This is a genomic window from Muricaecibacterium torontonense, from assembly GCF_004793925.1.
In the GTDB taxonomy this organism is placed as follows: Bacteria; Actinomycetota; Coriobacteriia; order Coriobacteriales; family Atopobiaceae; genus Leptogranulimonas; species Leptogranulimonas caecicola.
Map to the genome: position 1 here is coordinate 186,555 of NZ_SRYE01000002.1, position 25,741 is coordinate 212,295.

At 52.0% G+C, this 25,741-nt stretch carries 25 protein-coding genes and 1 pseudogene; 11 read left to right on the plus strand and 15 right to left on the minus strand.

Annotated elements, in window-relative coordinates; translation table 11 throughout:
* Window positions 1-2 precede the first annotated feature (2 nt).
* The 4 genes from E5334_RS08785 to E5334_RS03765 form a co-directional block, all read right to left on the minus strand.
* Window positions 3-443: a hypothetical protein gene (locus tag E5334_RS08785; protein WP_275438915.1), complete on the minus strand. Its 441-nt coding sequence runs from the start codon at window positions 441-443 to the stop codon at window positions 3-5.
* Window positions 398-1,852, minus strand: a complete 1,455-nt coding sequence (locus E5334_RS03755) for a site-specific DNA-methyltransferase (protein WP_275438916.1) — start codon at window positions 1,850-1,852, stop codon at window positions 398-400. The genes E5334_RS08785 and E5334_RS03755 overlap by 46 nt, the downstream gene beginning before the upstream one ends.
* 19 nt (window positions 1,853-1,871) lie before the next feature.
* Window positions 1,872-4,739 (minus strand): ATP-dependent helicase, encoded by a 2,868-nt coding sequence (locus E5334_RS03760; RefSeq protein WP_136012272.1) that lies wholly within the window; start codon window positions 4,737-4,739, stop codon window positions 1,872-1,874.
* Window positions 4,740-5,908: 1,169 nt separating this feature from the next.
* A complete protein-coding gene (locus E5334_RS03765) occupies window positions 5,909-6,064 on the minus strand; it encodes a helix-turn-helix domain-containing protein (RefSeq protein WP_136012273.1) in 156 nt (51 codons plus the stop codon).
* Between the two features lie 232 nt (window positions 6,065-6,296).
* On the opposite strand from E5334_RS03765, the gene E5334_RS03770 reads away from it, so the two are divergent.
* From E5334_RS03770 to E5334_RS03780, 3 genes are all read left to right on the plus strand, one after another.
* Window positions 6,297-7,895 (plus strand): ATP-dependent nuclease, encoded by a 1,599-nt coding sequence (locus E5334_RS03770; protein WP_136012274.1) that lies wholly within the window; start codon window positions 6,297-6,299, stop codon window positions 7,893-7,895.
* Window positions 7,885-9,591, plus strand: coding sequence for a UvrD-helicase domain-containing protein (locus E5334_RS03775; protein WP_136012275.1), 1,707 nt, complete (start codon window positions 7,885-7,887; stop codon window positions 9,589-9,591). Before E5334_RS03770 ends, E5334_RS03775 begins: the two co-directional genes overlap by 11 nt.
* Before the next feature lie 421 nt (window positions 9,592-10,012).
* Entirely contained in the window at window positions 10,013-10,297 is a 285-nt protein-coding gene (locus E5334_RS03780) for a type II toxin-antitoxin system RelB/DinJ family antitoxin (RefSeq protein ID WP_275438917.1), read from the plus strand.
* A gap of 390 nt (window positions 10,298-10,687) precedes the next feature.
* Here E5334_RS03780 and E5334_RS03790 read toward each other — a convergent pair whose 3' ends face one another.
* The 4 genes from E5334_RS03790 to E5334_RS03805 form a co-directional block, all read right to left on the minus strand.
* The gene (locus E5334_RS03790; protein ID WP_136012277.1) at window positions 10,688-11,362 is read right to left on the minus strand and encodes an Ltp family lipoprotein; all 675 of its coding nucleotides are present in this window, start codon (window positions 11,360-11,362) and stop codon (window positions 10,688-10,690) included.
* A gap of 311 nt (window positions 11,363-11,673) precedes the next feature.
* Window positions 11,674-11,952, minus strand: a complete 279-nt coding sequence (locus E5334_RS03795; protein WP_136012278.1) for a type II toxin-antitoxin system YafQ family toxin — start codon at window positions 11,950-11,952, stop codon at window positions 11,674-11,676.
* Between the two features lie 2 nt (window positions 11,953-11,954).
* Window positions 11,955-12,227 (minus strand): type II toxin-antitoxin system RelB/DinJ family antitoxin, encoded by a 273-nt coding sequence (locus tag E5334_RS03800; RefSeq protein WP_136012279.1) that lies wholly within the window; start codon window positions 12,225-12,227, stop codon window positions 11,955-11,957.
* Between the two features lie 112 nt (window positions 12,228-12,339).
* Window positions 12,340-12,927, minus strand: a complete 588-nt coding sequence (locus E5334_RS03805; protein WP_136012280.1) for a hypothetical protein — start codon at window positions 12,925-12,927, stop codon at window positions 12,340-12,342.
* Window positions 12,928-13,098: 171 nt separating this feature from the next.
* Here E5334_RS03805 and E5334_RS03810 point away from each other — a divergent pair, with 171 nt between their 5' ends.
* On the plus strand, window positions 13,099-13,593 hold the full coding sequence (locus tag E5334_RS03810) for a hypothetical protein (RefSeq protein WP_136012281.1): 495 nt from the start codon (window positions 13,099-13,101) through the stop codon (window positions 13,591-13,593).
* On the opposite strand, the gene arcC is transcribed toward E5334_RS03810, so the two are convergent.
* Entirely contained in the window at window positions 13,594-14,550 is a 957-nt protein-coding gene (arcC, locus tag E5334_RS03815) for a carbamate kinase (RefSeq protein WP_136012282.1), read from the minus strand. It abuts the gene before it with no gap.
* Between the two features lie 176 nt (window positions 14,551-14,726).
* The gene (locus E5334_RS03820) at window positions 14,727-15,542 is read right to left on the minus strand and encodes an alpha/beta fold hydrolase (RefSeq protein WP_136012283.1); all 816 of its coding nucleotides are present in this window, start codon (window positions 15,540-15,542) and stop codon (window positions 14,727-14,729) included.
* An 83-nt stretch (window positions 15,543-15,625) separates the two neighbouring features.
* Between E5334_RS03820 and E5334_RS03825 the strand changes: the two genes are divergently transcribed.
* The 5 genes from E5334_RS03825 to E5334_RS03845 all read left to right on the plus strand — a co-directional run bounded on the left by E5334_RS03825 (window position 15,626) and on the right by E5334_RS03845 (window position 18,668).
* The gene (locus E5334_RS03825; protein WP_167604287.1) at window positions 15,626-16,270 is read left to right on the plus strand and encodes a GNAT family N-acetyltransferase; all 645 of its coding nucleotides are present in this window, start codon (window positions 15,626-15,628) and stop codon (window positions 16,268-16,270) included.
* A 243-nt stretch (window positions 16,271-16,513) separates the two neighbouring features.
* On the plus strand, window positions 16,514-17,392 hold the full coding sequence (locus tag E5334_RS03830; RefSeq protein WP_136012285.1) for an MBL fold metallo-hydrolase: 879 nt from the start codon (window positions 16,514-16,516) through the stop codon (window positions 17,390-17,392).
* Between the two features lie 46 nt (window positions 17,393-17,438).
* Complete coding sequence (locus tag E5334_RS03835) at window positions 17,439-17,915, plus strand: YcxB family protein (RefSeq protein WP_167604288.1); 477 nt, start codon at window positions 17,439-17,441, stop codon at window positions 17,913-17,915.
* A 106-nt stretch (window positions 17,916-18,021) separates the two neighbouring features.
* Window positions 18,022-18,273, plus strand: coding sequence for a type II toxin-antitoxin system RelB/DinJ family antitoxin (locus E5334_RS03840; RefSeq protein WP_136012287.1), 252 nt, complete (start codon window positions 18,022-18,024; stop codon window positions 18,271-18,273).
* Window positions 18,270-18,668, plus strand: a complete 399-nt coding sequence (locus tag E5334_RS03845) for a type II toxin-antitoxin system death-on-curing family toxin (protein ID WP_136012288.1) — start codon at window positions 18,270-18,272, stop codon at window positions 18,666-18,668. Before E5334_RS03840 ends, E5334_RS03845 begins: the two co-directional genes overlap by 4 nt.
* A 42-nt stretch (window positions 18,669-18,710) precedes the next feature.
* Here E5334_RS03845 and E5334_RS03850 read toward each other — a convergent pair whose 3' ends face one another.
* A complete protein-coding gene (locus E5334_RS03850) occupies window positions 18,711-19,355 on the minus strand; it encodes a Crp/Fnr family transcriptional regulator (RefSeq protein WP_136012289.1) in 645 nt (214 codons plus the stop codon).
* 129 nt (window positions 19,356-19,484) lie between these two features.
* Between E5334_RS03850 and hcp the strand changes: the two are divergent.
* Window positions 19,485-21,062 (plus strand): annotated as a pseudogene (hcp, locus tag E5334_RS03855) (hydroxylamine reductase).
* Window positions 21,063-21,672: 610 nt separating this feature from the next.
* On the opposite strand, the gene E5334_RS03860 reads toward hcp, so the two are convergent.
* Together E5334_RS03860 and E5334_RS08900 are read right to left on the minus strand one after the other, a co-directional pair.
* Complete coding sequence (locus E5334_RS03860) at window positions 21,673-22,650, minus strand: tetratricopeptide repeat protein (RefSeq protein WP_167604289.1); 978 nt, start codon at window positions 22,648-22,650, stop codon at window positions 21,673-21,675.
* 81 nt (window positions 22,651-22,731) lie between these two features.
* Window positions 22,732-22,821 carry a winged helix-turn-helix transcriptional regulator gene (locus tag E5334_RS08900; RefSeq protein WP_136012510.1) on the minus strand — a complete coding sequence of 30 codons (90 nt, stop codon included), beginning with the start codon at window positions 22,819-22,821 and terminating at the stop codon, window positions 22,732-22,734.
* 19 nt (window positions 22,822-22,840) lie between these two features.
* Here E5334_RS08900 and E5334_RS03870 point away from each other — a divergent pair, with 19 nt between their 5' ends.
* Window positions 22,841-23,182 carry a nuclear transport factor 2 family protein gene (locus E5334_RS03870; protein WP_275438932.1) on the plus strand — a complete coding sequence of 114 codons (342 nt, stop codon included), beginning with the start codon at window positions 22,841-22,843 and terminating at the stop codon, window positions 23,180-23,182.
* A 23-nt stretch (window positions 23,183-23,205) separates the two neighbouring features.
* On the opposite strand, the gene E5334_RS03875 is transcribed toward E5334_RS03870, so the two are convergent.
* Both E5334_RS03875 and E5334_RS03880 read right to left on the minus strand, forming a co-directional pair.
* Window positions 23,206-24,585, minus strand: coding sequence for an MFS transporter (locus E5334_RS03875; protein WP_136012292.1), 1,380 nt, complete (start codon window positions 24,583-24,585; stop codon window positions 23,206-23,208).
* Window positions 24,586-24,820: 235 nt separating this feature from the next.
* On the minus strand, window positions 24,821-25,336 hold the full coding sequence (locus E5334_RS03880) for a helix-turn-helix domain-containing protein (protein WP_136012293.1): 516 nt from the start codon (window positions 25,334-25,336) through the stop codon (window positions 24,821-24,823).
* Between the last annotated feature and the right edge of the window lie 405 nt (window positions 25,337-25,741).

A 25,741-nucleotide genomic window follows, 5' to 3' on the forward strand; every position in this document is an offset into this window, starting at 1 on the left:
GGCTACGCACCCACTTCGACTTCGAGGGATTCAGAGAGCACGTCGGTGATTTTCACTTTGATGCACCTTGCATCCTCGGGCACATCGTAGGAACCTGCAACGAGTCCGTTTTTCTCCGGAATGTCGATGACGGTCGGCTCCATGACCGCGCCGTCATAGTTCCAGTCCACCATCACAGACTCCACGAGTTCGCGCCAGTCTTCCACAGCCTCCTTTTGCATACTGAGTTTCTGCAACAGGTTCATCGGATAGAACGACTTGATAACGAGCTTCCCGCCTTTGACAACAACGTTAGCCTCGGCCTCCCGCTTGAATTCGAGAGACCTCTTGTCCTGGAGGATGTCGACGATCTCGACATCGATCTTGTACTCGTCGAGCTCTGCTTCGAAGGCTGCCTTTAGATCCGGCTCGTGCCCCATGCAGACGAGAGTGATGTGATCCACGGCCTGGTTGGGATTCTCTCTCCTGCGGGAATCATAGACGTTATAGGGCAGATCGGCGACGAGTCCCTCAAGATCGGAGCGCGTTGCAATGCGATTTGTGGGAAGGATCTTGACCATGCGGCCATCGAGCTCACCATCAAAGCACGAACCGGAAGAAAGCGGCTGAATATCAAGTGCTTGGACGAGAAGATCCTTAGCTTCGACCGGGTTGCGGAAAAATCGTAATTGTTCACGTTGTAGACCTCGAAAGCAAGGTACTTGTCATTGCTGTCGGCTTGCTGGTTTAGCTCCTTCGCAACGCTGAGAAGCCGCCTAGTCGTGGTCTGGATTGATCCTAGGTTGATGTCGGCGCCAATGAAGCGGCGCCCGAGCTTCATAGCCACAGCTTGGGTAGTACCGCTGCCCATGAAACAGTCGAGAACCAAATCGCCTGGATTAGAGGCTATAGAGATAATCCGTTCTAGTAGTGCCTCTGGCTTTTGAGTAGGATAACCTGTTTGGTTCTTAGACTGCGAGTTGGTTGTATTGATGTCAGTCCAAACATCGTCGGCGATGACCCCCTTTGCCTCGTCAAGATAATGCTTTATCCGGGGAGTTCCATTTGAAGTTAAGTAGAGCAAATTACTTGCACGTAGTTCTTCGACTGTTTTGGGACTTACATCGCCGAGGTTCGAGTCTTTAAACTTACGACCGTCTGGGTCCTCATGAGAGTATCTAGCAAGCATGTCGTCAGAAAGGGGCAAGTAGAATGGGTTATAGGTAAAGAATCCTTGTACGGCGCGTTTTGAGTAATACAGAATATCCGCATGACTTCTGCCAAGCGAACTCTTCCCCTTATAGCCGCTTGAGGTCATGGCGCGCCACGAGATGTCAGCCTGAAAGTTGTTGGGGCCAAACACCTCATCAAGAATGGCACGGAGGTGATGTGATTGGCGCCAATCACAATGCAGAAAAATACTGCCAGTATCAGAGAGGAGCTCACGAAGGAGAATTAGGCGTTCATACATGAATTGAAGATACTCGTCGCTATTCCAAATATCTCCGTATTGTTTTTCTTCGAAGGCGCTTTGATCACCTTCCAGCTTTTTGCCACGAAGTTTAATCTTTTTCTTGTAGTCGGCCTTCGAGTCGAATGGCGGGTCGATGTAGATGAGATCGACCTTCCCGCGGTAGCTCTTGAGCAGATGGCTCATAACCTGCAGATTATCGCCCCAGTAGATCTCATTCATCCAAGGTTTGCCATCGGGACCGATGCTTGGGTCTCCGTAACTCTCGCGCAACTGGGCGGGATAAAACTGCGTCGAGCGGTACGGCCGTTTGCCAGTCCACCTCAACTCGGGGTAGCCCTTGATAACAGGTTCAGGATCGAATGTGAATTGCTGTCCCGCTCCGTTGTTTTCTTGTGCCATGTTGCATGCTGCCTTTCATCTAATACTTGCAATAAAAGCGGAAGTCGCAGTTCTCGCAGAGCCGCCCGTTAGTGGCGCGGGCTCCATATTCTTTCTGTATTATCTTGTGAGCCACGTCATCGAACTCTTGGGTGACGGAATCTATTGAATCCTCGTCGTGTGAGAACGTGATTTCGGGGTTTCCAGCCTCTTCACCGGTGTAGTAGAGACGCATCCTTCCTACTTTCCGGCCTGTTTTCTCCTCAATGAGGTGGGCGTAGAGCATAAGCTGCTTGCGGTAAGTCTCGAGTTCTTCGTAATCGTGATTGACATCTGGTTTCCTCTCGCTCTTGAAATCCACCACGTCCACGGTGTCGCCATCACCCTCCACGAGATCGACAGTACCATGGATGATGTAGTCGGACTTGGATAGGCCAATCTCGACTTCGGCCTCTATGATGTCGTCCCAACGCCCTTGTCTGCGCTCGACATAGTGCCGCACCTGCCTCTGAGCTGCTTTTATAACGACGTCGCTGAGGTATGCATGCTGTGCCTTGGAAAGTGTACTGTAGTTTGCCAGGAGCCAGGAGTCCGTGTTCTCAGCTGTGATTGTGTCAGTCTCGCCACGTAATGCCGCACGGTGCGCGTCCTCAATGGTCTGGTGGACGAGCTGACCGAAGAGAGTTGCAGCTGTTCGTACGGGCGTGAACTCAAGGTCCCGATAAAACTTATATTGCACCGAACATCCTTCGTAGAGTGAGATGTCGGTGGTGAACGAGAAGGAGGGTTTGAGATCAGTCTCCTTTACAGCCTGGAACCTGAAAGCCTCATATGGGAACGTGGCAGCGTTTACACTCGGGAGCTGTTCGTAGGGCTCTTCGAACGCCTTGCCGATGCGCCGTGAGGTCTCGGGGTGAGTGAGGAGTAGGAGATCCTGGGCGCGTGAAAAAGCCGTGTAGTACAGGCGCCAGAAATCGAACCATTTTATGTCCTCGGCAGGCTCGAAGCTCTCTCGACTTCCGTAGCGGTCCTTGAGCTGCTGCAACGCGTCATCAGGTGTTTTTCTCGGCGTATCGTAGAGAGAATCAACGATTACGACAGGAAATTCCATGCCTTTCGACTGATGAATGGTGAGGAAAGGCACGCAGCCACTAGGAACGTACTCTGTCTCGTCCTCGTACTCGTTAATACCTCCTGCACGGAGGAATCGGAAGTATGTGTTGAAGAAGTGCTCGACAATCGAGTTAATGCGGTCGATGGTGAGGATGTTCACACGCTGGAGATACTCATACTTTCCTGTGATGCCCACGAGCTTGGAGAGGTTTCGTACGGCTCGTTGGTCATGCACTCCGGTGTTCAACGGAGTGTCAAGAATGGAGCGGAAAGGTTCGAACTCGAAAAGCTGGTAAATGAGGCTAGAAAGATTGTAATCCGTGTTCTCCATGAGTCGGTAGTGCGCCCGACCTCGTGTTGCGATCCATCGCCTGAGTTCGGCATTCTCGTCCTTGCTGAGAAGTTCATTGGCTTGCATGATGCAACTCGCGTAGTAGTGCATCGTGCCTTCGTCCAAGAAGGGAAACTGGCCTTGCTGCAGCTTCTCTACATAACGGGGGAAGAGCAGGAGCAGGATGCCAAAAATCAGTCTCACCTCGTCGCGGCCGAAGAATTCGTTCGACCGCGGAGAGTAGACGTTGATGCCGCGCTCCTCGAACCTGTCGGCGAGCATTCGGGCGTTAGCATGCTTCACGGAGCGAAAGAGGAACGCAATCTGGTTATAGTCTTTTATGCAGCCATGCTCCTTTAGCCCTAGAATAAGATCGCACACGGCGTCGGGCCAGTCGTCCATGTCTGCGTCGACCTTAGCAACAGTCTCAGTCTTCCCATTGGCTGCGCGCTGTGCGACGATCTGCTTCTCGAAGCGGTATTTTCCCCAGTCGAAACGGAACCGTGGCCCTGCGGTGTGCTCCATCCACTCATTGTAGAATGAGACGATCCCGGGATCCGAACGATAGTTTTTTGTCAGGTCGATCCTTAAACACGAGACGAAGTGTTCGGGAAATTCGAGGATGTTTCGCACAGTTGCGCCACGGAAACGGTAGAGAGCTTGGTCATCGTCGCCAACCACACAGACATTCCCGGTCTTCTCCGCAAGTAGGAGTGTAAGTCGTTCCTGGATAAAATTTGTATCCTGGTACTCGTCGATCATCACATAACGTATTTGATTGTTAACCGCTGCAAGAACGCAGGGATGATATTCGAGCAAATGCAATGCTTCGAGCTGGATGTGCGCAAAATCGAGCCAATTGCATTCAGTCAACAGGTCGTTGTACTCTTCGATGACCTCTGCGCATGCAATAACGGCGACATCGTTACTCGCAAACATGGCTTCGACGTCAAGTAGCTCTTCAGTTGCCGCGTTTGAAACAGAACAGATTTTCTCGCAGATGTCCCAAGACCTAGTTCGTTGCAAGGGAAAGTCAGCAAAGTGTGGGAGCTTCTTGAACCTGCTCCAGAGATTTTGGTAGACGAGGTATTGCTGGTCGAAGGAGTCTGCGATGCGGTAGTTCCTTCGGACATTGGAGAACTCGATGTGCTCTTTGATGAGTCTGAGACAGATGGAGTGAAAAGTTCCGATATACATCTCCTCAGGATCGAAATCGACACCGTGGTTTTCGAGCTCACTTGATATGCGGGTGATAAGCTCCTTGGCAGCCTTCTCGGTGAAGGTTGCGACGAGAATGCTCGAGGGTTCGACATGCTTCTCCAGAATGAGATAGGCCACGCGCTTGACGATCGTGAAAGTCTTTCCTGTTCCGGGGCCAGCAGTGATGAGCACGGGTCCCTCGGTCGTAGTGATGGCACGACGTTGCTCGTCGTTTGCATTCCCGTAGTCGAAATCAGTATTCATGAGTGTCTACTCGTTCCGTGATTGGATGATGTCAAACGCCGCGCGATTAATAATTCATGAGATGGCGACAGGTCAATGGGTTTCTACGCTGTCGAAATAAGCCATCCGCTAGTCCTCCTCTAGGCGCTTTTTGATGAGGTACATCTTCACAAACGACGTGAGGTTCATGCCCACTTCCGTCTTGGCCGCGTCGTGGAGATACCTCGACACATGCGTAGTCGTTAGTGCGTCCTCAGAGCCGACGAGCTGGGACTGTATTTCCAATCGGATTGCACCGGAATTGATGGGTTCCAAGTATTTCATATGCGGCTCTTAGGATACTTAATGTAGTGCACATGTATCAAATCCTAACAGAACGTAGCGTTCGGGCTGCGATCTACAGACGAGTGACGAAAGATGATTCGATAAAGTCCTTTGGTGCGCGCTTATCTTCGTAGACGAATGGTACATTCATTGAAATGCGGCAGTACACCCTTTTCAGTTAGAACGGCTATGTCATGAAGACCCGGAGGGCATGCCGAACACAACTTGCCCAATGCACCTAACGTTGGAGCAGTTAAGAGGAGGCGAGATAAGATCAGCGCAAGACGCATCAGAAGAAGCTGATCGTGATGGGGGACGATGCCATGGGAGAGGTGGTTGGAGGGATACATTCGCATCCGAGAGGAGATTTGGGACGTTGTAATCGAGTTTGCGTATGATGATCGCTTCTGAGAGACGACCTTCTTTTCTGCCACAAAGGTGTACAGTCTGGAAAACGTGATCGGCCGTGTTGCCGGGAGCGTCAAGGTTTGCTTTTCGTGCGATATGGCCGATACCCTTGAGTTCTGGAGGATATCGTATATATGTCAAGGATGCATCTACTAGTTCGTGATCTAATCACTAGCAAGAAGGAAGGCAAGTTGGTTAGAAGGTTATGCCAACAGTAAACTTGATATGACTTCCCTTATCTTAGTTGGGAGCCTCTGCTTCCCAAGAGAATCTCAGCGGTCGGAGTAAGGTTTCGTCGCCACCTCCTAAGCCAGAGGCTACTGTCAATGGGTCTTTGTAATTATGGGTCGCAAGCTACTAATAACCTTTAACCATTTGTGAGTCAGCTCTGAGAAATCCTTTGAGGCTACCTCTCCGTAGTGGGCCTTAGGAGAGGTGACGAAGCGATACCTTGCCACCTAACAGGCCACCGTGGAGGGCTCGCGTCCCAGCTCGGAGGCGATCTGTCTGCAAGACTTGCCCCTGTCGAGTATCTGCTCTATTTGGTTGCGCTCGTGACGGGTAAGTCTGACGTAGCTTCTGTGCTCGGTAGGCCTTCTGCCCTTCTTTTTCATAGCTGCTCCTTCCCGAAGGCCGACTCGATGGGTCTTTAGGAAGGAGCTTGCTCGAACTCATCGCTACATGTGTCGCTGAGTTTGGCCAGTGTTTTGTTAAAGTCGGGAATCTAGGAGGATATGTCACACTCCGATCTTAGGCAGGCAACGTAGTTCATCTGAGCGATAACGTTTATAATTACTACTTGATTAACTACGCCTGCTACGCGTGGCACAAGGGGATAGCCAAACAATGAAAATCACGTCCATCAGCATAAGCAACCACAGTAGGATTTCCGACTGCACCATTGATGTTAGAGACAACTTGATACTGGTAGGAGCAAATGGCAGCGGGAAAAGCTCAATCATAAGATGCATAGATCTAGCGCTTGGCAAGACGGTGCAACAGTTATACTACTCTATCGACAAATCCGACTTCAAAGAAGAGGGTCAACCTTTTGCCGTTGAGGTCAAGCTAGAGGGGCTGAGCAAAGATGAGTTGTCGTCTTTCCCAGATGAATATGATGTACTTGACAATTCATTGACTGTTCGTATGGAAGCTATTCTGAATAAGGAAGATCTCGCAATCAGACGCTATTTTCCAAAAGGCGCTGGCGATAATAATTTGAAGAGAAAGCAGCTTGAGAGCATCGGATGGAGTATGGTTCCTTCTGATTTTTCAACTACGCAGCTTGAGCCAGGCAGGAAGACCATTGTTGATGACTATCTCAAAGCAGTAGATGCCTCTGGAGACGTTTCGAAATTGTCTGATGCCATCAATTCTCTCAGTGATGCAATTGACAGCTCAAGCGCCTTCAATGAAGCATTGCGCTCCCTGGCAAATCAGCTTGATCCCGTGATCGATGGGGGCATTACGGCAAATAAGCTTCACTTTGTCCCCGAAGCTGCTATCAATGGAAACCTTCTGGATAATGTTCGACTTCAGATACAGGGCAGGTCTGGACTTGCTCGCGAGGCGACAGAGCAGTCTGATGGCACCAAAGCTCTTATTGCCTTTTCCATCTTTAGCCTACTTAATTCAGGCGGCATGATTGCCATTGATGAGCCAGAAACCCACTTGCACCCATCGGCCCAGAGAAACTTGATACGCATTCTGAAGAACACTGGACGGCAGCTTATAGTAGCCACGCACTCCGGAGTCGTAGCTGGCGAGTTCGAGCCAGACAATATCGCAGTTACTCACGACGGGGTTTCACCTGTACAACCAAGTCGGGGATTCCTTACAGGCAAAAAAGACCAGGCAACTCTCGCTAGGTGGTGGATAAGCAGTAAGATCGAACTTCTGACGGCTAAGCAGATTATCGCAGTCGAGGGGCAGTCGGACAGAATGGTGCTTGAAGAGGCCGCAGAAAAGATGGGGTACCACCTCGAAAGGGACGGTATTGAGATCCTCGAAGCCGGTGGGTGCCAAGAAATGCTGCACGTATTAGATATCTTTGGGGAAAGGGGATTCGGCCTCAGAGTCAACATTTTGATTGATGAGGATGACGGAAGATATCTAGGCAAACTGGCGAAGAGACTTGATGTCACGGTTGATAGCCTCGCAGAGAAATCTGTCTTTGTATCAAGAAAAGATCTTGAAGACGAGTATGTTTCAGCTATTGGGGCGGACAGGTTATGGAATGCAATGCGCGATTCGAATTTGTTTACTAGAAACATGCTAAAAAATTGCCAGATTGCACCTGGCGCTTCGGTGCCAATTGAGCAAGACCTGGCAGAGTATTGTCGATCCAACAAAATCATATCTGCTGTAGTTGCTTGCAGAGTATTTGACAAAGATACCGCGGAGAAAGTGTCAAGTGTTGTCGAGGTGCTCCGAAATGCAAGCTAGCACGTTTGAGGTTACCTGGGAACAACAGGAGATTTTCGATTACGAACCTTATGGCATGGTGATTACTGCGCCTGCTGGGTGCGGTAAAACTGAAGCACTCGCCTATAGAGCCAAAGGGCTCCTTGAGCGTTATGATTTTGGAGGAAACGGTAGAAGGCTGCTTATCACCTCCTTCACTAATCAGGCGAAGGACAACATTAGCGAGCGGCTTAAGAAGTACATCGGTACGCAGGTACTAAGAGAGCATGTCACTGTATGCAATTTTCACGGTCTAGCCTCTCGAATTATTAAGGCACATGGCCAACTCATAGGTATCGGGAGTGATTGGACTCTTGCAAATACTGACTGGGTGGGAAGAGAGCTTCGTGCTAGTGGATACGGATGGAATGACACGAGCCAGGCTGGGCAGGTTCTACGTGATGCAAAACTGATGTGTCTGACCGATGACGACATAATTAAATATCTTGAAGGCGTTGCTGGGCAAGTTGGGAAAATTGCTCGCACGATTGAGAAAAAGCGCATCAGCGAAAAGATGATTTCCTACGATGATCAAATTAGAGTTGCACTATGGCTTCTAAGTGATCATAGGGTGGCCGATCTCTACAGCAATCATTTCTTCGCTGCACTGGTTGACGAGTTTCAGGATCTGACTCCTCAACAACTGAGGTTCGTGAAGGCACTGTGTGGAGAGAGCATCACTTTTGCTGGCGACGTCGCGCAAAGTATCTATTCATTTGCAGGAGCAGATATAGGTTATGTGCAGCAGGAGATTGCCAGAAGTTCTTGTCGGCAGATAAAGCTACTGAAATCTTTTAGATCGGCGCCTGCAGTATTAAATGCAGTAAACTCACTGTCTCCAGTGACTGGTAGCGAGCATCTCAGTGCTGCCTGTCCCAGTCACTGGGGCTCGGGTGGGACTGCTGGGCTTGCATCCTTTGATAACGAGGATTGCGAAGCCGTGTGGATAGCTGGTATGTCGAAGTTTATTTTGCGCCATTGTCCGCATCATCGAATTGGCATCATCACAAGAACGGTTAACCGTGCCGCCACCATGAAGAGGACTTTATTGCAAAGTGGGATCGAATATGTCGATTGGGGAAGCAGCATCTTTAGACCAGAGGTGGCAAGAGTCCTTAGGCGTATTTGTTCCGATATACAAGCTCAGTCCTTTGTAAATTACCGTGAGGCTTTCCAATATATTCAGCAGAGAGCTGCTGCTTACCAGGTGGGTCAAACAGAAGAGCTTGAAGAAGGCTGCGGTTGGCTTTTTGATCAATTGTTCCAGCGCGGCTTTGATTTATCAAAGGCGCAAGAAATCAGAGAGAGTATAACCGTGAGAATGGGTAACGAGACTGTCGCAACACACGAAGGTGTTCACTGTCTTACCGGTCATGCCGGAAAAGGTCAACAATTTGACTGGGTATTTGTGCTTGGCTTGGAGGATGGATCTATACCTGATTTTAGAGCGAAAAACCTCGAATCCAAACGCGAAGAAGCCAGAGTGCTTTCTGTTATGATATCCCGTGCGCGGATTGGCGTTTTTGGAACTTATACAAAAATCGATACGCGACACTTTAGGAAACAGCCTTCAGAGTTTATTGAGCATCTGAATAAGGCTCCTGGGTTCTTATGTGGCAAGGATAGTATTGAAGCATGGTGTGGTAAAGCTGATTGGCCAGCAATAGCATTGATGTAGCTTGAACTTTATGAGACTGCAGGAAAGAGCGCTGAAATAGCTTGCGATATGGTCACCTGCTGAACAGAAAATTGCGTTTTCCCAATTCAGAACAGTGACTTTTCGCTCGAGGTTTGTCACTCTTCAGTTGGGCGAAAACACCCTTCCCAATGTGACTACAGAATATGTAGTCACCGCTAGCTACAGTGCGATCACAAGATTTTTGGGATAGGAGAGTGGAGAGGATTCCAGCTCACCTGTTCTGTTGAGTACATCCAAATGGGTTATGCAGCTATCGAGTGGGGGCAATACTCAGCAGCCTCTTTGAGGGAACCCTATTTGCTTCTATTACATTCAGTTTCCCTGGGTGTCTATGCAGCGCAATACGGCATAGTTGGTATACAATGCCAGACAAAGTAAGAGTATGTAATGGAGGGTTGTTGTGGCTACTACGGCGGTTACCGAGTCCATCTCTGCGAAGCTCCGCAAGGACGAGAAGGACCGTTTCTCTGCCATTTGCGACGAGATCGGAACTTCCCCGAGTAACGCTATCCGCATGTTCGTCTCTGCATTCAGTCGTCGAGGCGGCTTTCCGTTCGACCCCTCGAACCCCTACGGGTTTAGTCCAGAGACGCTCGCAGCAATGGACGATGCGGCTGCGGGCAAGAACCTCTCTGGTCCCTACCGTACCGTCAAGGAGGCCATGGCTGCCCTTGATGAGGAGTAGGTCACCTAAGAAAGCAGGCCATACTCCCTGTACATTGTCAGCATCCGTTGGTACATCAACTTATTAGACATGTGCTGTTTGAACGTGACGGACTTCTCCCGCCCATGTGCCTTTAACTTATCCATCTCAGACTGAGCAAACTGCATCTGACTCTTAACGTCCTCAAGCATAGATTCGAAGGCTTTGAGACGCTCCTCATCTGACATGTTGTTCATGGCGGTAGCGTGCGACTCCTGCTTCTGATTAAGTAAAGAAGAGACTCCCCTTCACCGAAGAGTCTCTTCTCACTGGACTTGGTGCTAAGCGATCTTCTCGAACACCATTGTAGCCTGGGTACGATCTCCGCCATCAAGTCCCAGCTACGGCGCCTTGAGTTTCTCGGTAGCGCAGTTAGTCGTTCAGATGGTCGACCGCGAATTGAGCCTCTTCAGGTGTGAAGCGCTCTCCGTAATCGGAAGTGAGTTGGTCATAGATGTTGCTGGGCGACATCGACATCATGTCTTGATAGTCCTTGGCTTTGGCCAGCGCGTTGGCAGACCAGCCGCAAGAAATGTGGTCGACGGCGTACTGGGCTTCTTCGGGAGTGAATTGCTCGCCGTATTCGGAGATCAGCTGGTCATAGACGCCCATCTTGGACATATGCATGGAGTCTGCGTAGTTTTGCCCTTTTGCCAGGGCGTTGGCGTTCCAGTCTGCCACCAAGTTGTCGATGGCATACTGAGCGGCTTCTGCCGAGAAGTTCTCGCCGTACTCAGAAGTGAGCTGGTCATAGACGCCCTGTTTGGACATATGCATGCGGTCGCTGTAGGTTTGTGCCTTTGAAAGAGCTGAACGATATTCTGCGGGAACCGACTTGTCCTCTTTGGGAGCTTCTTCCACTTTGGGAGCTTCCTCCGCAGGCTTCTCCTCTGGGGAGGGGGCTTTGGCGGTTGGAGCCTGTTCCTGGGTGGTTTCCGCTTGGGCTTCTGGCGCCTTGGAGGAGGCTCCGCCACATCCAGCCAAGGTGAGGACAAGGCAGAGAGCGAGACCAGGGGCGACCAACATGTGCGACAGAGTGCGTTTCATAGCGTGAGTCCTTTCGGTAGAACTGAGCCTGTGAGCAGCGCCTGGAAGGCGATACCTTCAGGCGAAGCCGTTAATTTGCAGAGTATATTAAGATTTCAGCTTGGGGTGTCCTTGGTATGGGACTCAAAGAGGTTTATCTGTGTGCACATACGAAAGCTGAGGATGCATGCAAATCTGTCAGTTCGCTACCTTAGTCCTTCTGGGTGCTCCTCAGTTGTTCGGGCGCATTTCTCTGCCATGGGGCACTCAACTTTCAAGCAGAGACTGCGTAATAGGCCCGCTGACGCTTCGGCAGGCCTATTCCAAATGGCTCATTCGTCGAAAAGGTCGCTATGGGTTCCAGTGCGCACGAGTGTGAGGACCATGATGTTATCGGTAATTTTGTATATGAGTAGCCAGTCGGCTCGGATATGGCATTCCCAGTGCCCGGACCACTTCCCGGAGAGCATGTGAGGCCGACAACGGCTGGGTAGAGGCTCGTCATTGGCAAGCGTCTCGATGATTGTACGAAGCTCGTCTTTGGGAAGCCCACGTTTGATTGCAGCTTTGTAGTCCTTCTTGAATCGAGATGTTTGGCGGATCTCCCTCATCGCTAAGCATCCAAATCAGCAAATAACTCATCAATGCTCGAGTAGCCTTTGGCATCAGGATCTATCGCGATGCGGTCGGCCTCATGCATGGCAGCAAGCGTCTCGGCATTGGGAACATCGCGCGTGGGGCGGAACGGGAGGCCCTGCTCGCGCACGGCCTGGCGTAAGAATGTGTTGACAGCTGTGGAGAAGTTCATTCCAAGGTCGGCGAAGAGACGATCGGCTTCCTTTTTCAGCTGGGCATCTGTGCGTATGCTCGTTGTTACTGTATTCATGGCTACCTCCTTGTATTGCATGATACATCTATTGCAACACAAGTGACAATCGCTTAACTGCCAATAGCGGTTATTTTTTGGCGGTTAATATGACAGCTGCTTGCACGGTAAATCAGATCGTTGTCCCATTGATAGGAGAGTCGGGCTCTCCCTCATGCAATTCGCGTCGTAGCTGCTCCCACTTTCCAATCGCGACAGCTTTGAGTGTGCCGGTGTGGGCCATCTTGTAGCTGATGATCCAGACATACACTAGGGCGGCAATTCCTAAGAAGCCACCAATTATCAGGGAAGCGATGTCAAAACTGGATTCGACGGTATAGTAGAAATAAAGCATTATGCAGATAAGAGCCTCAAATAAGTACTCGTAGTTTCGAAACACGGTGAATCTTGAGTGGCTCTTGTCTTCCTTGTACAGCTCGTTCAGCGTTTCCCACTTGTAGCCTTTGATCTCTGATTCAAGCATCACGATCATGTATGCGCTAATTTTTGCAACGTTCTTGCGGTAATAAAGGCTTTTAGATGAGAGGGGGATGATGAGGACAAAGGGGATCAGGAAGAGAAATGGATTGTCTGACGAGAAGGCAAACGCCAAAACCGCAGCCAACGCGGTCATAGAGAAGGTCGAGAAGTCGTTTGACAGGCGCGTGCAGTTCGCGATCTCTTCTCGCAACGTTTCATATTGCATCTCGTATTGAGCCACGAGCTCGTCAGATCTCTCGATTCTAGAAAAATCTTCCAATGGCTTTTCCCGTCTGGCTTATGAGCGATTCTATGGGTGAGTCCCTTATATTCGTCATTATATAAGAACAGTACAATCAAATTGGACACGCACCATAAGCTGCAAAACGGGTGCTTAAGGGGGCAACATACTGTGAGCGGTACCGAGCCTGTGATCTGGAGCGATGAGAACTTCGAGATCAGATTGCCAAATCGCCCTCATGTGGATCGCGACGATGGGGGCCATCTCGTCGTGTATCCAAAACGAGACGTCAGCTTTAGAAGCGAGCTTCCCGTTCAGGAGGCTCAGGCCCTCGCAGTCCTTCTCCAGGCATTGGAAGAAGCCTATCTCTTTGCAATGAGGGCACGTGGGCTCGATATGGTCTGGCTCAACATCCAAGACAACGGCAATTGGTCGCTCCTTACCGATAAGCCCAGACATTTCCACGTGCACCTCTATGGCAGATGCAGGACAGAGCATGGGCAGACGCCGGGGCAAGCGCTTGTGTTCCCAGATCCACACTCGGCAATCTACGACGAGAAAAAGCAGCTCGATGAAGGGGATATAGCGGCAATCATCGATAGGCTGGAAGCCAATATTCAGAAGCTTGCCTCACAAGAACACGGCCAACCGTATCCATTGAGATAGCTAGAGGGTAATCAAGGTACCCGTCTCGCCGCGAAGGCCCTCGGCAGCATGGCCCAGCGAGGTGATGATCGCTTTTCCCTGAGGATGTGCTTCTACGAATTTGACGCAAGCCTCTACTTTGGGAAGCATGCTGCCAGGGGCAAATTGTTCCTGTGCAATATAGGTGCGGGCCTCCTCTGCAGTCATGCTGTCGATGCCTTTTTGATCTGGTTGGTTAAAGTTGATATATACCTTATCTACCGCTGTGAGAATTACCAAAATGTCGGCATGGATCTTCCAAGCCAGGATGGAGCTCACAAGGTCCTTGTCGATAATGGCATCCACTGCTTTGTAGCGGTCATCCTCTAGGATGACGGGAATGCCGCCACCGCCCGCGGCCACCACGATGCAGCCGTTGTCCACCAAGGATGAAATAACCCCTAGCTCGAGAATGTCCTGTGGAGCAGGGCTTGGAACTACGCGTCTCCATCCGCGTCCAGAGTCTTCCTTGACCTGGCAGCCAGTGGCCTTGGCAAAGGCCTGGGCGTCCTTCTCGGTCATAAATGCACCAATGGGCTTCTCGTAGTCCTTAAAGGCTTCATCGGAGGCATCTACCAAGACATGGGTGGGCACATCCACCACTGCGCGCATGATGTCTTGCGAGCGAAACTGGTTGATGAGTGTACGGGTCAGCTGCGCGCCAATGTAGCCTTGGCTCATGGCATTGCAATCAGTCAGGGGCATGAAGGGAACTTGGTTTGCAGGGTCTTTGCTTGCAGCCACAAAGGCCTCGTCGATGACGCCAACTTGAGGTCCATTTCCATGGGTGATTACCACATCGATACCCTCTTGGATCATGGAAGCCAAATGCTTTGCAGTCTCTTGTAGCAGGGTGAGCTGCTCTTGAGGATTATTTCCAAGGGCATTGCCACCCAGGGCCACAACCACGCGTTCGCCAACAAGTTGATTTGTGTCCATAGGTCTACCTCTTTACGGGCTCTGCAGTTCTGTGCCGTTAAGGCGGTATGTGCCCTGATAGCCACGGCATCATCGCGAGAGGCCCTCCATGTCTTCTAGAAGGATGTGCACGCTCTGGAAGAGCGCGCTTTTCTCATTGGCTGGAGCTCGGGGAAGAGCTAACTATGCTCGTGCTCCTAACAGCTCTTGACCAGACCCTCTATCAAATGGTTGACCTTATCGGGAGCATCGGTGTTGGAGTTGTGGCCTGCGTCCTGGATCCATTGGAGGGGGATGTCTGTCTTTTTGTGCCAAGCCTTGTTGTATCTAATGCAGGAGCCGGCATGGTCCTTCTCTCCGCAGATCAATAGGGCGGGACAGGTAATCTCATAGGGAAGATCGGCCTCCATGGCGTCAGCGAGCATCTTAAACCCGTGCCCTGCGAGGGCCGCATAGCGTTCTTGATCGCCTTCGTAGACCATCATCATGGTGTGCATGAGCTTTCTCCCATAGGAAGAAGCGGCCACACCCTCTGTGCCGGATTTCAAGAGCCATTTCCAAGGGAAGTGTCGGTACACGGGCTCCATTCGTTTTAATAGCCACAGTTCTGCGCCAGTTACGTAGCGGCGTTGCAGCGGTGCCGAATCAATGGATACAAAGCCCTTTAGTTTTTTAGGGAATTGCTGCGCGTAGGCCTGCCCAACGTAACCACCCATGGATTGTCCCACGATGACGGGGCTGTCGAACCCCTCCTGCTCCAAGATCCCGTCGAGCCATTGAGCTTTGTCCATCAAATCAAAGGTGAACTCAAAGGGATAGGAAGCCGAGTGCCCAGGCGCATCCCATACGAGCACTGGGTACGTTCCCTCAAAGTATTCGATTTGTTTGTCAAACAACCTGTGATCTGCCGTGAGACCTGGTAAAAAGACCAACTGAACATCCTGCTGGCGTGCAGTTGGCTGCGTCCAATAATGGATAGTTCCCTGCTTGGTTTCGTAAGTCTTCTCAATCATCGTGGGTACCCTCGGCTCCCCCAAAGGAAGTATCTTTATAAACATAGGCACATTGGTACCTTCACATTCTAATGGGAGGCTATATGAACATCGACGGGATCACCCTGCGTGCGGCCGAGACCGACGACCTCGACGCCATCGCCCTCATCTACAACTCCCTTTGGTGCAACTGGATCCGCAAGGCGGGCGCATGGGAAGATTGGGCTCTCTGCGGAAGGTTCAACGCCGCGATGCAACTCCAGCGCTCTCCCATCACGCTGGTGGCCGAGCGCAACGGCGCCGTCATAGGCGCTTGTCTTGTGGGCATTTTCAAAGATGGCGTTCCCGAGAAGAACCCCCACTGGCAGCCGATCTATGAAGGGCTCCTCGCCGCGGCTACTGAGCGGGCTAAAACCGCTGACGAGGACCTTGAAGGATCGCTCTTTGGCGACTCGCGAGAGAAGGCTACGGCTGACCGCTTCGCTGCCACCGGCAACGAGTACGCTCAGGCACAGGTCAACCTGATCATTCTCAAGCCGGAGTGGCAGGGTGCAGGTCTTGGGCGACGCCTTATCGAAGAGGCGCGTCATCGCATGCGCCAGGAGGGCTGCACCAAGTTCTTCCTCATGAGTGACAACCGCTCCAACTACCAGTTCTACGATCATTTGGGAATGACCCGCATCGCCGAGGACCACAGCCAAGACACCGGCGACAACTTCATCGTCTATGTCTATGGAGGAGAGGCCTAAACCAATGCCAAAGCGCCCTTTCTCTGAGATGATTGAGAATATAAATATATATTAACTGAGTCGGGAAGCAGGCTTTTCTCGGCTTCACTTGAGGTCTCTAGTAAAACTCTGATGACTAGAGGGCAATCAAGACGCCGTTTTGCTGCACAATTCTGGGAGGGAGCGGCTTCAGTGTGCTTTCGTCACGCTAACGGCCAAGAGAAGCGACGCTGCTGTTCAGGCCGATGGTAGGGGGGATCGTCAATGTATGAGCTGGTGCAGGTATCCGAGCATGACTATTACCTCCAAAGCCCCGCCAAGATCGGCCTGGTGAGGCTTAATGACCAAGACGTCTGTCTTATCGACAGCGGCAACGACAGAGATGCCGGGCGAAAAATCAGAAAGCTCTTAGACGAGCGTGGCTGGAAGCTCACCGCCATCTACAACACTCACTCCAATGCCGACCACATCGGTGGCAACCGTTACCTCCAAGCCCAGACGGGTTGCCAGATCTATGCTCCAGGCGTTGAGCGGGATTTCACCTGTCATCCCATCCTCGAGCCGGCGTTTCTCTATGGCGGCTACCCTTTTAAAGACCTGCGTCACAAGTTCTTGCTGGCTCAGCCAAGCGAGGCCCAAGAGCTCACCCCAGATAGGCTGCCCACAGGCTTTGAGGTGATCCCTCTGCCCGGGCATTTCTTTGACATGGTGGGTTTTCGCACGCCCGACGACACGGTATATCTGGCCGATTGCCTTTCCAGCCAAGAGACCCTGGAGAAGTACCAGATCGGCTTCATTTATGATGTGGTCGCCTATCTCGAAACCCTCGAGATGGTAAAAGGCCTTAAGGCAAACATGTTCGTTCCTGCCCATGCCCCAGCAACCTCGGAGATCGCCCCGCTGGCTCAGCTCAATATCGATAAAGTTTATCAAGTGGCCGAGAAAATCCTCAACCTCTGCCAGGAACCCATGAGCTTCGAGAGGATCCTCCAAAGGCTTTTTTGCGACTATGGATTGACGATGACCTATGAACAGTACGTCCTTGTGGGCAGCACGGTGCGCTCTTACCTGGCATGGCTAAAGGACACCGGCAGGCTCGACGCACTCATCCAAGACAATCAGCTGCTGTGGAAGCGGGGATAGGATGGTCAAATACTCCTGCGAAATGGGGCCGCAAGAGCAGGATGCATTGGTTGAGCTGGCCCTTGCCAATCCAAAAAACGTGAGAAGGCGCAAGATCGCAAAGATTCTCGCAGGGGTGATGATTCCCCTGATGCTCCTCTATCTTGTGGTTTTAGCCCACCGTATGAGCGAGCAGATAATGGGCCTTCTCTTCCTGGTGTTCTTCGTAGGTGTGGTGTTTCGAGTTCCCTATGAGCTCCAAAAGAGGATTCTTACACAGGTCCAATCAAAGGCAGACAACAGATTGGTCTCTGGGTGGCGTGAGTATGCCTTTGATGAGGACGGTATCAAGATTAGCTCTGATTTGGGCACCGGAGAACACCGATGGAACGGCTTTAGCTGCTGGGGCGTATTTAACAATTACGTCTATGTGAGAGAGATCAACAATGAGATGATCCTCGTCAGCAGAGATCACCTTTCAAGGGCAGAAGACGAAGAGCTTCTGCGACTTCTTCGCGAGCATCTGCCCGAAGAGGTTTTGTAAGCCCCCAGTAGATGCTCATATATAAGCACATATTATCACGTGCAAATAACTGGATATTACAGTAGAGTTACCCATAGTAATCACTTATTTTTTGGTTGGTGAGGAAATGGCGACTACCAACGTTACGATTCGAATGGATGAAGATTTAAAGCGTCAGGCCGACGAGCTCTTCGCTGAGATGGGCATGAGCTTCACAACGGCAGTCAATGTGTTCACTCGTCAGGCAATAAGGGAAAGGCGCATTCCTTTCGATATATTCGTGGGGTCTCCGTCAGCTTCAGTAGATAGGGACGCTGTGGAAGCTGCTCTTAGCTTTTCCTCTGATTACCTTGGGGATTTCAAACGGATGGCAAAATGACGTTTGAAATCAAGTACATCAATATTGATACAGCATTAGCCATTCATGAGGCGATGATCCAACGATTTGGCGGCAGTATGGGCTTACGTGATATAAGACTGTTGGAATCTGCGTTGGCTCAACCTGCACAACCGTTCCTGGGGAAGGACTTTTATCCCACGATTTCAGAAAAGGCTGCCCGTCTTGCGTTCGAAATTGCTAGGAATCATCCTTTTATTGATGGGAACAAGCGCACGGCTGCCGCATGCATGGCTGCTTTTTTGTCTATCAACTCAGTCGGGTTTTCTCCTAGGAAAGGAGAAGTTGCTGACAAGATCATCGCTTTGGCTGCCGGGGAGATTGATTATTGGCGATGGCCTGCGCGAAATCCATGTGGGGGCCTCCAAGCAATCTGACGATTCTAGAGCATTGGTTCTACAGCAGCGTATACATTGGTTCTACAGCAGCGTATACCTAGTCCCCCGGTAGTCGATGACGCCCTCTTTGCGCAGGCGTCCCAGCTCGGCCGAGAGGGTAGAGCGATCGACACCCAGATAGGCAGCGAGTTTGGTTTGGCTATAGGGAATCTCGAAGCTTTGAGTGCCAGCAGTTTTTTGCACCTGGGAGAGATAGGCCAAAATCTTGCCGCGGACGGTCTTTGGCGTGGTGACCATAGCGCGTCGATTCATCTCTAAATTATGTCTGGCTAATACACGCATCAAATTGCTTGCAATAGTGATATGACACGCGCATTGGTGCGGGCAGGGATGGATGATTTTCTCGGCTTCAAGGAATACGACTATAGCGTTCGTATCTGCCACGACATCGATGTCTAGCGTCTCTCCGGGCATGCAGGCGTATCCAGGCGCAAAGATCTCACCCGCCTCGCAGGTTTGAAGGATGTTCACGTTGCCCCAGGCGTCAGCGACTTCCACGCGCAGGCGCCCCTCCAAAACCACGCCCAGCGCGTTGGTGGTTTGGCCCGCGTGCAGTAAATACTGGCCGCGCTGGTAGGTTTTCTCCCGTGCGTTGAGGCAGGGGAGCATGCGCTCCAGGTCACCGGGCGCGATACCTGAGAAAAGCGCAGATGTGCCAATGGCCATAAATCTCCTCTAATTGTAGGAATTAGAACAGACATGTTATCTCAAGAACATAATACTTCAGCTATACCCGCGAGCGCAAAGGCGCGCTCAGCTAGGCGATAGGAGAGAGCGATGGGTGCCGATAACAAGATGTTCTGCTTCCAATGCGAGCAGACCGCAGGTTGTACCGCATGCACGGGCCTTGCGGGAGTGTGCGGCAAGAGCGCCGAGGTGGCCCTGCTTCAAGACGAGCTTACCGGTGCTTTGATCGCGCTGGCTCGGGCTGCCGAGAATAACCCCCTCAAAGATGCAGGTACTGACGATCTGATGCTCGAGGGCATGTTTACCTGTGTGACCAATGTGAGCTTTGACGGGGATGCCATCAAGGCGCTTATCGGTCGCGTGCGCGACGAAGTGAGTCGCTTAGATCCCCAGTGTGCTGACGGTGCCTGCGAGTACGACATGCATGAGCTTTGGAGCTCGGCAGAAGACATGCGAAGCCTTAAAAGCCTGCTGCTTTTTGGCATGCGCGGCATGGCTGCCTATGGCTACCATGCGGCTTCGCTGGGCGAGCGCGACGATCAAGTGACCGACTTCCTCTATGAGGGGCTGCGTGCGGTAGGGAGCGATCTTGGCGCCGATGAGCTGCTGGCTCTGGTGCTTAAATGCGGCGAGGCAAACTTGGCTGCTATGGCGGCGCTGGAGCGCGCCAATGTTGGAGCCTATGGCAAGCCTGAGCCCGCTACCTGCAACCTTACTGTTGAGGCAGGCCCCTTTATCGTGGTGACTGGCCATGATCTTCATGATTTGAAGCAGCTGCTGGAGCAAGCCGAGGGTCGCGGTGTCAACGTGTACACCCATGGCGAGATGCTTCCTGCCAACGCTTATCCTGAGCTGCGCAAATACCCGCATCTCTAGGGCAACTACGGCACGGCCTGGCATAATCAGCGTCGCGAGTTCAAGGATCTGCCCGCGCCTATCCTGTGGACTACCAACTGTCTGATGAGGCCAGACGCCTCCTATGCAGACCGCGTGTTTGTCACCGGTCCCGTGACGTTTCCTGGCGCCCACAACGTACCTGTGAATGAGGACGGCACTAAGGACTTCTCTGCCCTCATCGACAAGGCCTTGGAGCTTGGCGGCTGGTCTGAAGACAAGCAGTTCACCGGAATCAATGGCGGCACTTCTGTGACCACTGGCTTTGGCTATGACACGGTGATGGGCGTGGCGCCTGCGGTGATCGATGGGGTGAAGAGCGGCGACATCAACCACTTTGTGCTGCTGGCAGGCTGCGACGGACAACGTAGCGAGCGCAGCTACTACACCGAATTCGCCAAGCAGGCTCCTGTAGACACGGTGATTCTCACTTTGGCTTGCGGCAAGTATCGCTTCAATGACCTGGACTTGGGCGAGATCGACGGCATTCCTCGCTTGCTAGATGTGGGCCAGTGCAACGATGCCTACGGCGCCATAAGGATTGCGCTGGCGCTGGCCAAGGCCTTCGAGTGTGAAGTCAACGATCTACCGCTGTCCATGGTGCTCTCTTGGTACGAGCAGAAGGCCGTATGCATCCTGCTGACCCTGCTCTATCTGGGCATTCAGGGCATCTATCTGGGTCCCACGCTGCCGGCATTCATCAGCCCCGGCGTCTTCCAGGTGCTGCAGGAGCGCTTTGGCATTCGCCCCATCTCCACTCCGGAGGCCGACCTGGCTGAGATTATGGCTTAGGGCGCCTCGTACATTTCTTCTCTCCCAGGCGCCCCGGTTCCCTATAGGAGCCGGGGCGCCGTTGTTTGACGACAGCGCTCGCGCCTACTAAGTACATTTCCTTCGGCACGCGCCTACTAAGTACAATTGAATATGAAACCAACTCTGTGAGCTTAGGTGATGTGATACTTAAATATAAAGTGACGCAGATTTTGGGCAAAATTGGCCTACTAAGTACTTAGTAGGCGCGAATGCATAGAATGTACTTAGTAGGCATGGAATGGAGCTCAGTCCAAACCTCATCTGCCCTGCGTCTCCATCTCATAGGTAGGTCTTCTTTTGACCTTCCAGAATTTATCTGGGGGTTTGCAGCTTGAAAGTAGTTCTACTTTCAAGCTGCCCCCCTCTGAGCGCAAAGAGTACTTGTAAACAATGAAGGTAGATTTGGCCTATAGATATTTGGCTTATAGATTGAGGGGTGTTGACGCAGATCTGACGCAGGTTTGACACAGGTCAACACCCCTTATCACAGCACACGTTTTGTCCTATAAGCCAAGCCAAGCGGAGGCACTCTATAAAAGCGCCTCCGCTTATGTGTTACGAGTATAAATAAGATTAAAAAACTTTCATCCTATACGATGAAGAAGTCGCCGCCGTCACCCTCATCTTCCACCATGGCACGGGCGATCTCTTGACCCTCGATAGCCTCCTGCAGACGCTTCTTGTAGTAGACCTGGCCGTCGGCAATGTCTAGGCGAAGGCCGATCTCTGCGTGCTGGAACAGGGCAAGCGCCCTTAAGGGGTCAGGGTTGATGTCGTACTCGAAGCAGTCAGGATCGATAAGAATCTGAGCGATGCGAATGGCGGGCTGTGCGTACTCCTCGTCACTCTGAGCCATCTGCAGGCTGCGCTCGTAGAGGGCAAAGGCCTTCTTCATATCACGCTTTACTGCTCTGCCGCGGCTAAACATGTCACCCAATTTGTAGATAGCCTCGCAGGAAGGTGCCAGTGCTGCAGCCAGGGAGTAAAACTCGTAGGCTTTGGCATGGTCAGGTTTGCCAATGCGCCCATACTCGTAGATGTATCCAAGATTGATGATGCTTTGGTAGCAGCCATTCGCCATAGCCAGCTCGTAGAGCTCGGCTGCCTTCGCATAATCCTGTTTCACCACGTCGCCCATATAGTAGAGTGCACCCAGGCAGTTCGCCGAGGCGGCGCTGCCCACAGAGATTGCCATCCTAAAGCCCAAAACCAGCATCTCTTTAATGGCAGGACTCAATTGGGCAGCATCGCGGATACTCTCTTTATTCTCTTGCCAGTAGTCGTAAAAGCTGTCGATATCGTGCATGGTTGAAAGCGCGGCATCCGCCAGTTGCCCCTGGACCCGTTTGAGCAGCAAGACGCCATACATTTGATTGGGATCGGCAGGAAACTCTCCCTCGTTAAGGTCAAAGTCTTTGAATAGCTCGTCAAAGATCTCTTCTTCGCTGAGCGCATGGAGATCCCCGGTGTCAAAGTCCATCTCTGCAAGCTCTACCATGCGTTTCACATCGTCTTCGGTCACTTGGTATTTGTTGAATATCGCTTCATTCCTCTCATAAGGCTTCATAACCATCTCCCTCTCTTGAGCGCTTGATCCCTACGACGGCTCGATCTCTCCGGACTTCACTTTCTCCTGATAGGTGGTTCCCTAGTCCCACAGCGCATTCAACACGCTCTTCAAAGTAAGTCCTAGCTCAGTTAAAGAGTACTCGACTCGAGGGGGAACCTCTGCATAGATTCAAAAGGCGCTGGACCTCATCAACACTTTTGCTACTGGAGATACTCAAACAGCGCATGACCTTCTAGCCGAGAACTACATCCAGCACAACCTGGCTTATGGCACCGGCCGCGGCGCCTTTGTGTCCAGCGTCGAGTACCTGGCCTCTGCTCCCGTGCCCACTACCGTAAAAAACATCCGCGCCTTCGAGGATGGCGATAAGGTCTTCCTGCATGGCATTTATAACTTCGCAGGCGCTGGCGAACAAGTGGCCTTCGATATCTTACGCTTCGATGAGGACGGCAATATCGCCGAGCACTGGGATGTCATGGCAACCATCCCTTCCAAGCGCGATTGGAAGAACGACAACGGCAAGTTCTAAGCCATTCAGGCGTTGCCGGTACCTCAGCGCTGGCGCTTGGCGCGCCGGGAGTAGCGAAGAGCTAGCAAGAGGCCGCAGAGCACGATGACACAAGAGACTATCATGGCGACACCAAAGCCTTGGGAAGAGGCGGTCTGCGGGGTGGCGCCCGCATGCTCGGCTGCCTGTGAGACCGCGCTCATGATGCCAATGTAGAGCGCCGGCCCCAGACAGGCAGCTAACTGCAGCGACGTGCTCATCAAGGCCACGCCGTGGGAGTGAAGATCTGCGGGAAGCACCTTGAGCCCTGAGGTTTGAGAGGATGAAAGCGCGGCGCCTGTGCCAAGGTAGCCAAAGAAAATGCCTGCGGTGGTGGTTATGGGGCAAAGCAAGAACGAGCCCGCCACCGCGAGCGCCAACCCTGCACACGCAATGAAAAAACCTATAGGCAAGAGCGGCCACGGGCCGCGTCGGTCGAACACCTTCCCGGAGATGGCGGCTGCAGACGCGTTGCCAAGGACGGGGAAGATCAAAATAGTACCTACCATCGAGGCGTCGAGCCCTACGCCCTCCTCGAAGTAAAGCGGCGAAACCACCGAGAGCGAGAAATAGGTCATCATGGTGATCATTACCAGGACGACAGCGGGCCAGAACAGGCTCGACCGCATGGGCTTGAGCGATATGAGCGGCTGCTCCAGGGAGTTTTGGCGCCGCACGAATAGCGCCAGCAAGACGATGGCGCCGGCAAGTTCTAGGATTCCTGCCAGCAGGTTTGCTGAGATCTCTGAAAGCCCTGTTGGAAGCGCTGTCACGGCGATCGCCAAGAGGGCAACCGACAAAAGATCAAAGCCTCCACAGGCGATCTTCTTCTCTTTGGGGATTACGAAGAATCCTAGGGCCATGAAGAGTGTCCCAAAGACGAGCGGTACCAAAAAGACGCTGTGCCATCCAAGGTAGCTCACCATATAACCTGTCAAAATAGGGGCGGTAGCAGGCCCTAGGGTGATCATTGCCGAGCCCAAAGAGAGAAACATCCCCATTTTCTTATGCGGGGCATAGTCGACGATGACATTCATCATGAGGGGGATAAAGACTCCAGCACCCACTGCTTGGACAAGCCGTGAGGCCAATAACATGATGAAGCTATTGGCGCAAAAACCGCCTAACGAGCCAAGGCTATTCAGGCCTGCAGCTATAAAAAGGAGCTTGCGTAAAGAGAACCGCTGGTAGAGAAAGGCCATGCAGGCCACGGTGACAGTTACGATTATCATGTAACCGGTAATGAGCCACTGGGCCGTTACCGTGTCGATGGTGAAATCGGCAATGATCGAAACCAGCGCCACGTTCATAAGGTTTTCGTTGAAGCCCGACATGAACGAGCATCCGTAGAGGATGAAGAGCAACGCATTCAAAGACGTTTCCATCGAGGCTCCTGTTCAAATGCTGTCAACCACAGGGTGGGCGACAGACAATTTGGTGGCAGCCCTCGCGTGCACATCGCACGGTAGGTTGAGCTCACAAGAGAAAAGTCTAACAGAGGCGCATTATCCAGCGTTTTAAGCCTGCATTTGGGAAATAGCTGCGATCTTGCCCCTTGGGAGCAAGATCGCAGCTTGAAGGTGAGGCCGTGTCAAGCAGAAGCGACAGTGGGCTTGGTGTCTACGTGGCTTTCCTAGAGAAGATAGCTGCAATGCCGGCGGCTGCGGCGACAAGCACGATGGGGGCTCCTCGCACAAAGACCCATTCGAAGCCGTGAAGGAGCGTGGCTGCCATCGCAGTCTCTGGATCAGAAAAGTCCCAGCTTAAATAGGAGCTTCCCAAGGCTATGAGGCTCATATAGGTGATGACGATGACGCCGCAAAGCGCCACAAGCGCCCAAAACAACATCTTTCTCCGGCGTTCCTGCTGTTGCGCCAGCTGAAGGTTGATGATCTCCAGCTTCTCTGCAAGGACTGCGAGCTCGTCAAGATCCTGCGTTGCCACAGGCTCACCTAAAAGCACGCTTACCGGGGTGTCGAGTTTCTCGGCAAGGACGATAAGCATAGACGCATCGGGTACCGAGAGCCCCTGCTCCCACTTGGAAACCGTCTGCCTTACCACGTTGAGCTTTATGGCCAGCTCTTCCTGGGTAAGGCCTTTGGACTTTCTTAATTCCTTGATAGTGTTGCCTAGCATGGGACCTCCAAACCTCCCGCCATCACTATCTAGGCAGAAGTAGCATGGATAGTGCAAGCAACGCTTGTTAACATTTGCGTTGCGCGAGGTAGATGAGGGCGCTCTTTACTAGTTATGCTCCTAGTGTGCGGAGCGGGATGACAAATAAACCTTCGTCGGCTTGATATGCATATTCGCCCGTACCGGTAAGGACCGCCATACACTCTGGGGGTCTGGTGCGTCTCTCAAGTTTTTGGACGCCTGGATTCTTACCCTGATAAGATTCTGTCCGCAAAAACTGCGACATTTTTCGGGAAGAGAAATATGGAGGACCATTATCAACCATGTAAATAGCAAAGTGGACACTTGGCCTCTAAAAACGAAGTTTGTCACCTCTGTGAGCATGGGTAACAGACTTGGGCTTTG

What these genes read in the sequence shown, in the direction of transcription:
- E5334_RS03830 (WP_136012285.1), top strand. Translation starts at nt 16,514, where the DNA reads ATGTATGAGCTGGTGCAGGTATCCGAGCATGACTATTACCTCCAAAGC.
- E5334_RS03765 (WP_136012273.1), bottom strand. Translation starts at nt 6,064, where the DNA reads ATGAAAAAGAAGGGCAGAAGGCCTACCGAGCACAGAAGCTACGTCAGA.
- E5334_RS03860 (WP_167604289.1), bottom strand. Translation starts at nt 22,650, where the DNA reads ATGAAGCCTTATGAGAGGAATGAAGCGATATTCAACAAATACCAAGTG.
- E5334_RS03790 (WP_136012277.1), bottom strand. Translation starts at nt 11,362, where the DNA reads ATGAAACGCACTCTGTCGCACATGTTGGTCGCCCCTGGTCTCGCTCTC.
- E5334_RS03840 (WP_136012287.1), top strand. Translation starts at nt 18,022, where the DNA reads ATGGCGACTACCAACGTTACGATTCGAATGGATGAAGATTTAAAGCGT.
- E5334_RS03775 (WP_136012275.1), top strand. Translation starts at nt 7,885, where the DNA reads ATGCAAGCTAGCACGTTTGAGGTTACCTGGGAACAACAGGAGATTTTC.
- E5334_RS03770 (WP_136012274.1), top strand. Translation starts at nt 6,297, where the DNA reads ATGAAAATCACGTCCATCAGCATAAGCAACCACAGTAGGATTTCCGAC.
- E5334_RS03850 (WP_136012289.1), bottom strand. Translation starts at nt 19,355, where the DNA reads ATGGCCATTGGCACATCTGCGCTTTTCTCAGGTATCGCGCCCGGTGAC.
- E5334_RS03795 (WP_136012278.1), bottom strand. Translation starts at nt 11,952, where the DNA reads ATGAGGGAGATCCGCCAAACATCTCGATTCAAGAAGGACTACAAAGCT.
- E5334_RS03875 (WP_136012292.1), bottom strand. Translation starts at nt 24,585, where the DNA reads ATGGAAACGTCTTTGAATGCGTTGCTCTTCATCCTCTACGGATGCTCG.
- E5334_RS03820 (WP_136012283.1), bottom strand. Translation starts at nt 15,542, where the DNA reads ATGATTGAGAAGACTTACGAAACCAAGCAGGGAACTATCCATTATTGG.
- E5334_RS03800 (WP_136012279.1), bottom strand. Translation starts at nt 12,227, where the DNA reads ATGAATACAGTAACAACGAGCATACGCACAGATGCCCAGCTGAAAAAG.
- E5334_RS03880 (WP_136012293.1), bottom strand. Translation starts at nt 25,336, where the DNA reads ATGCTAGGCAACACTATCAAGGAATTAAGAAAGTCCAAAGGCCTTACC.
- arcC (WP_136012282.1), bottom strand. Translation starts at nt 14,550, where the DNA reads ATGGACACAAATCAACTTGTTGGCGAACGCGTGGTTGTGGCCCTGGGT.
- E5334_RS03845 (WP_136012288.1), top strand. Translation starts at nt 18,270, where the DNA reads ATGACGTTTGAAATCAAGTACATCAATATTGATACAGCATTAGCCATT.
- E5334_RS03755 (WP_275438916.1), bottom strand. Translation starts at nt 1,852, where the DNA reads ATGGCACAAGAAAACAACGGAGCGGGACAGCAATTCACATTCGATCCT.
- E5334_RS03825 (WP_167604287.1), top strand. Translation starts at nt 15,626, where the DNA reads ATGAACATCGACGGGATCACCCTGCGTGCGGCCGAGACCGACGACCTC.
- E5334_RS03760 (WP_136012272.1), bottom strand. Translation starts at nt 4,739, where the DNA reads ATGAATACTGATTTCGACTACGGGAATGCAAACGACGAGCAACGTCGT.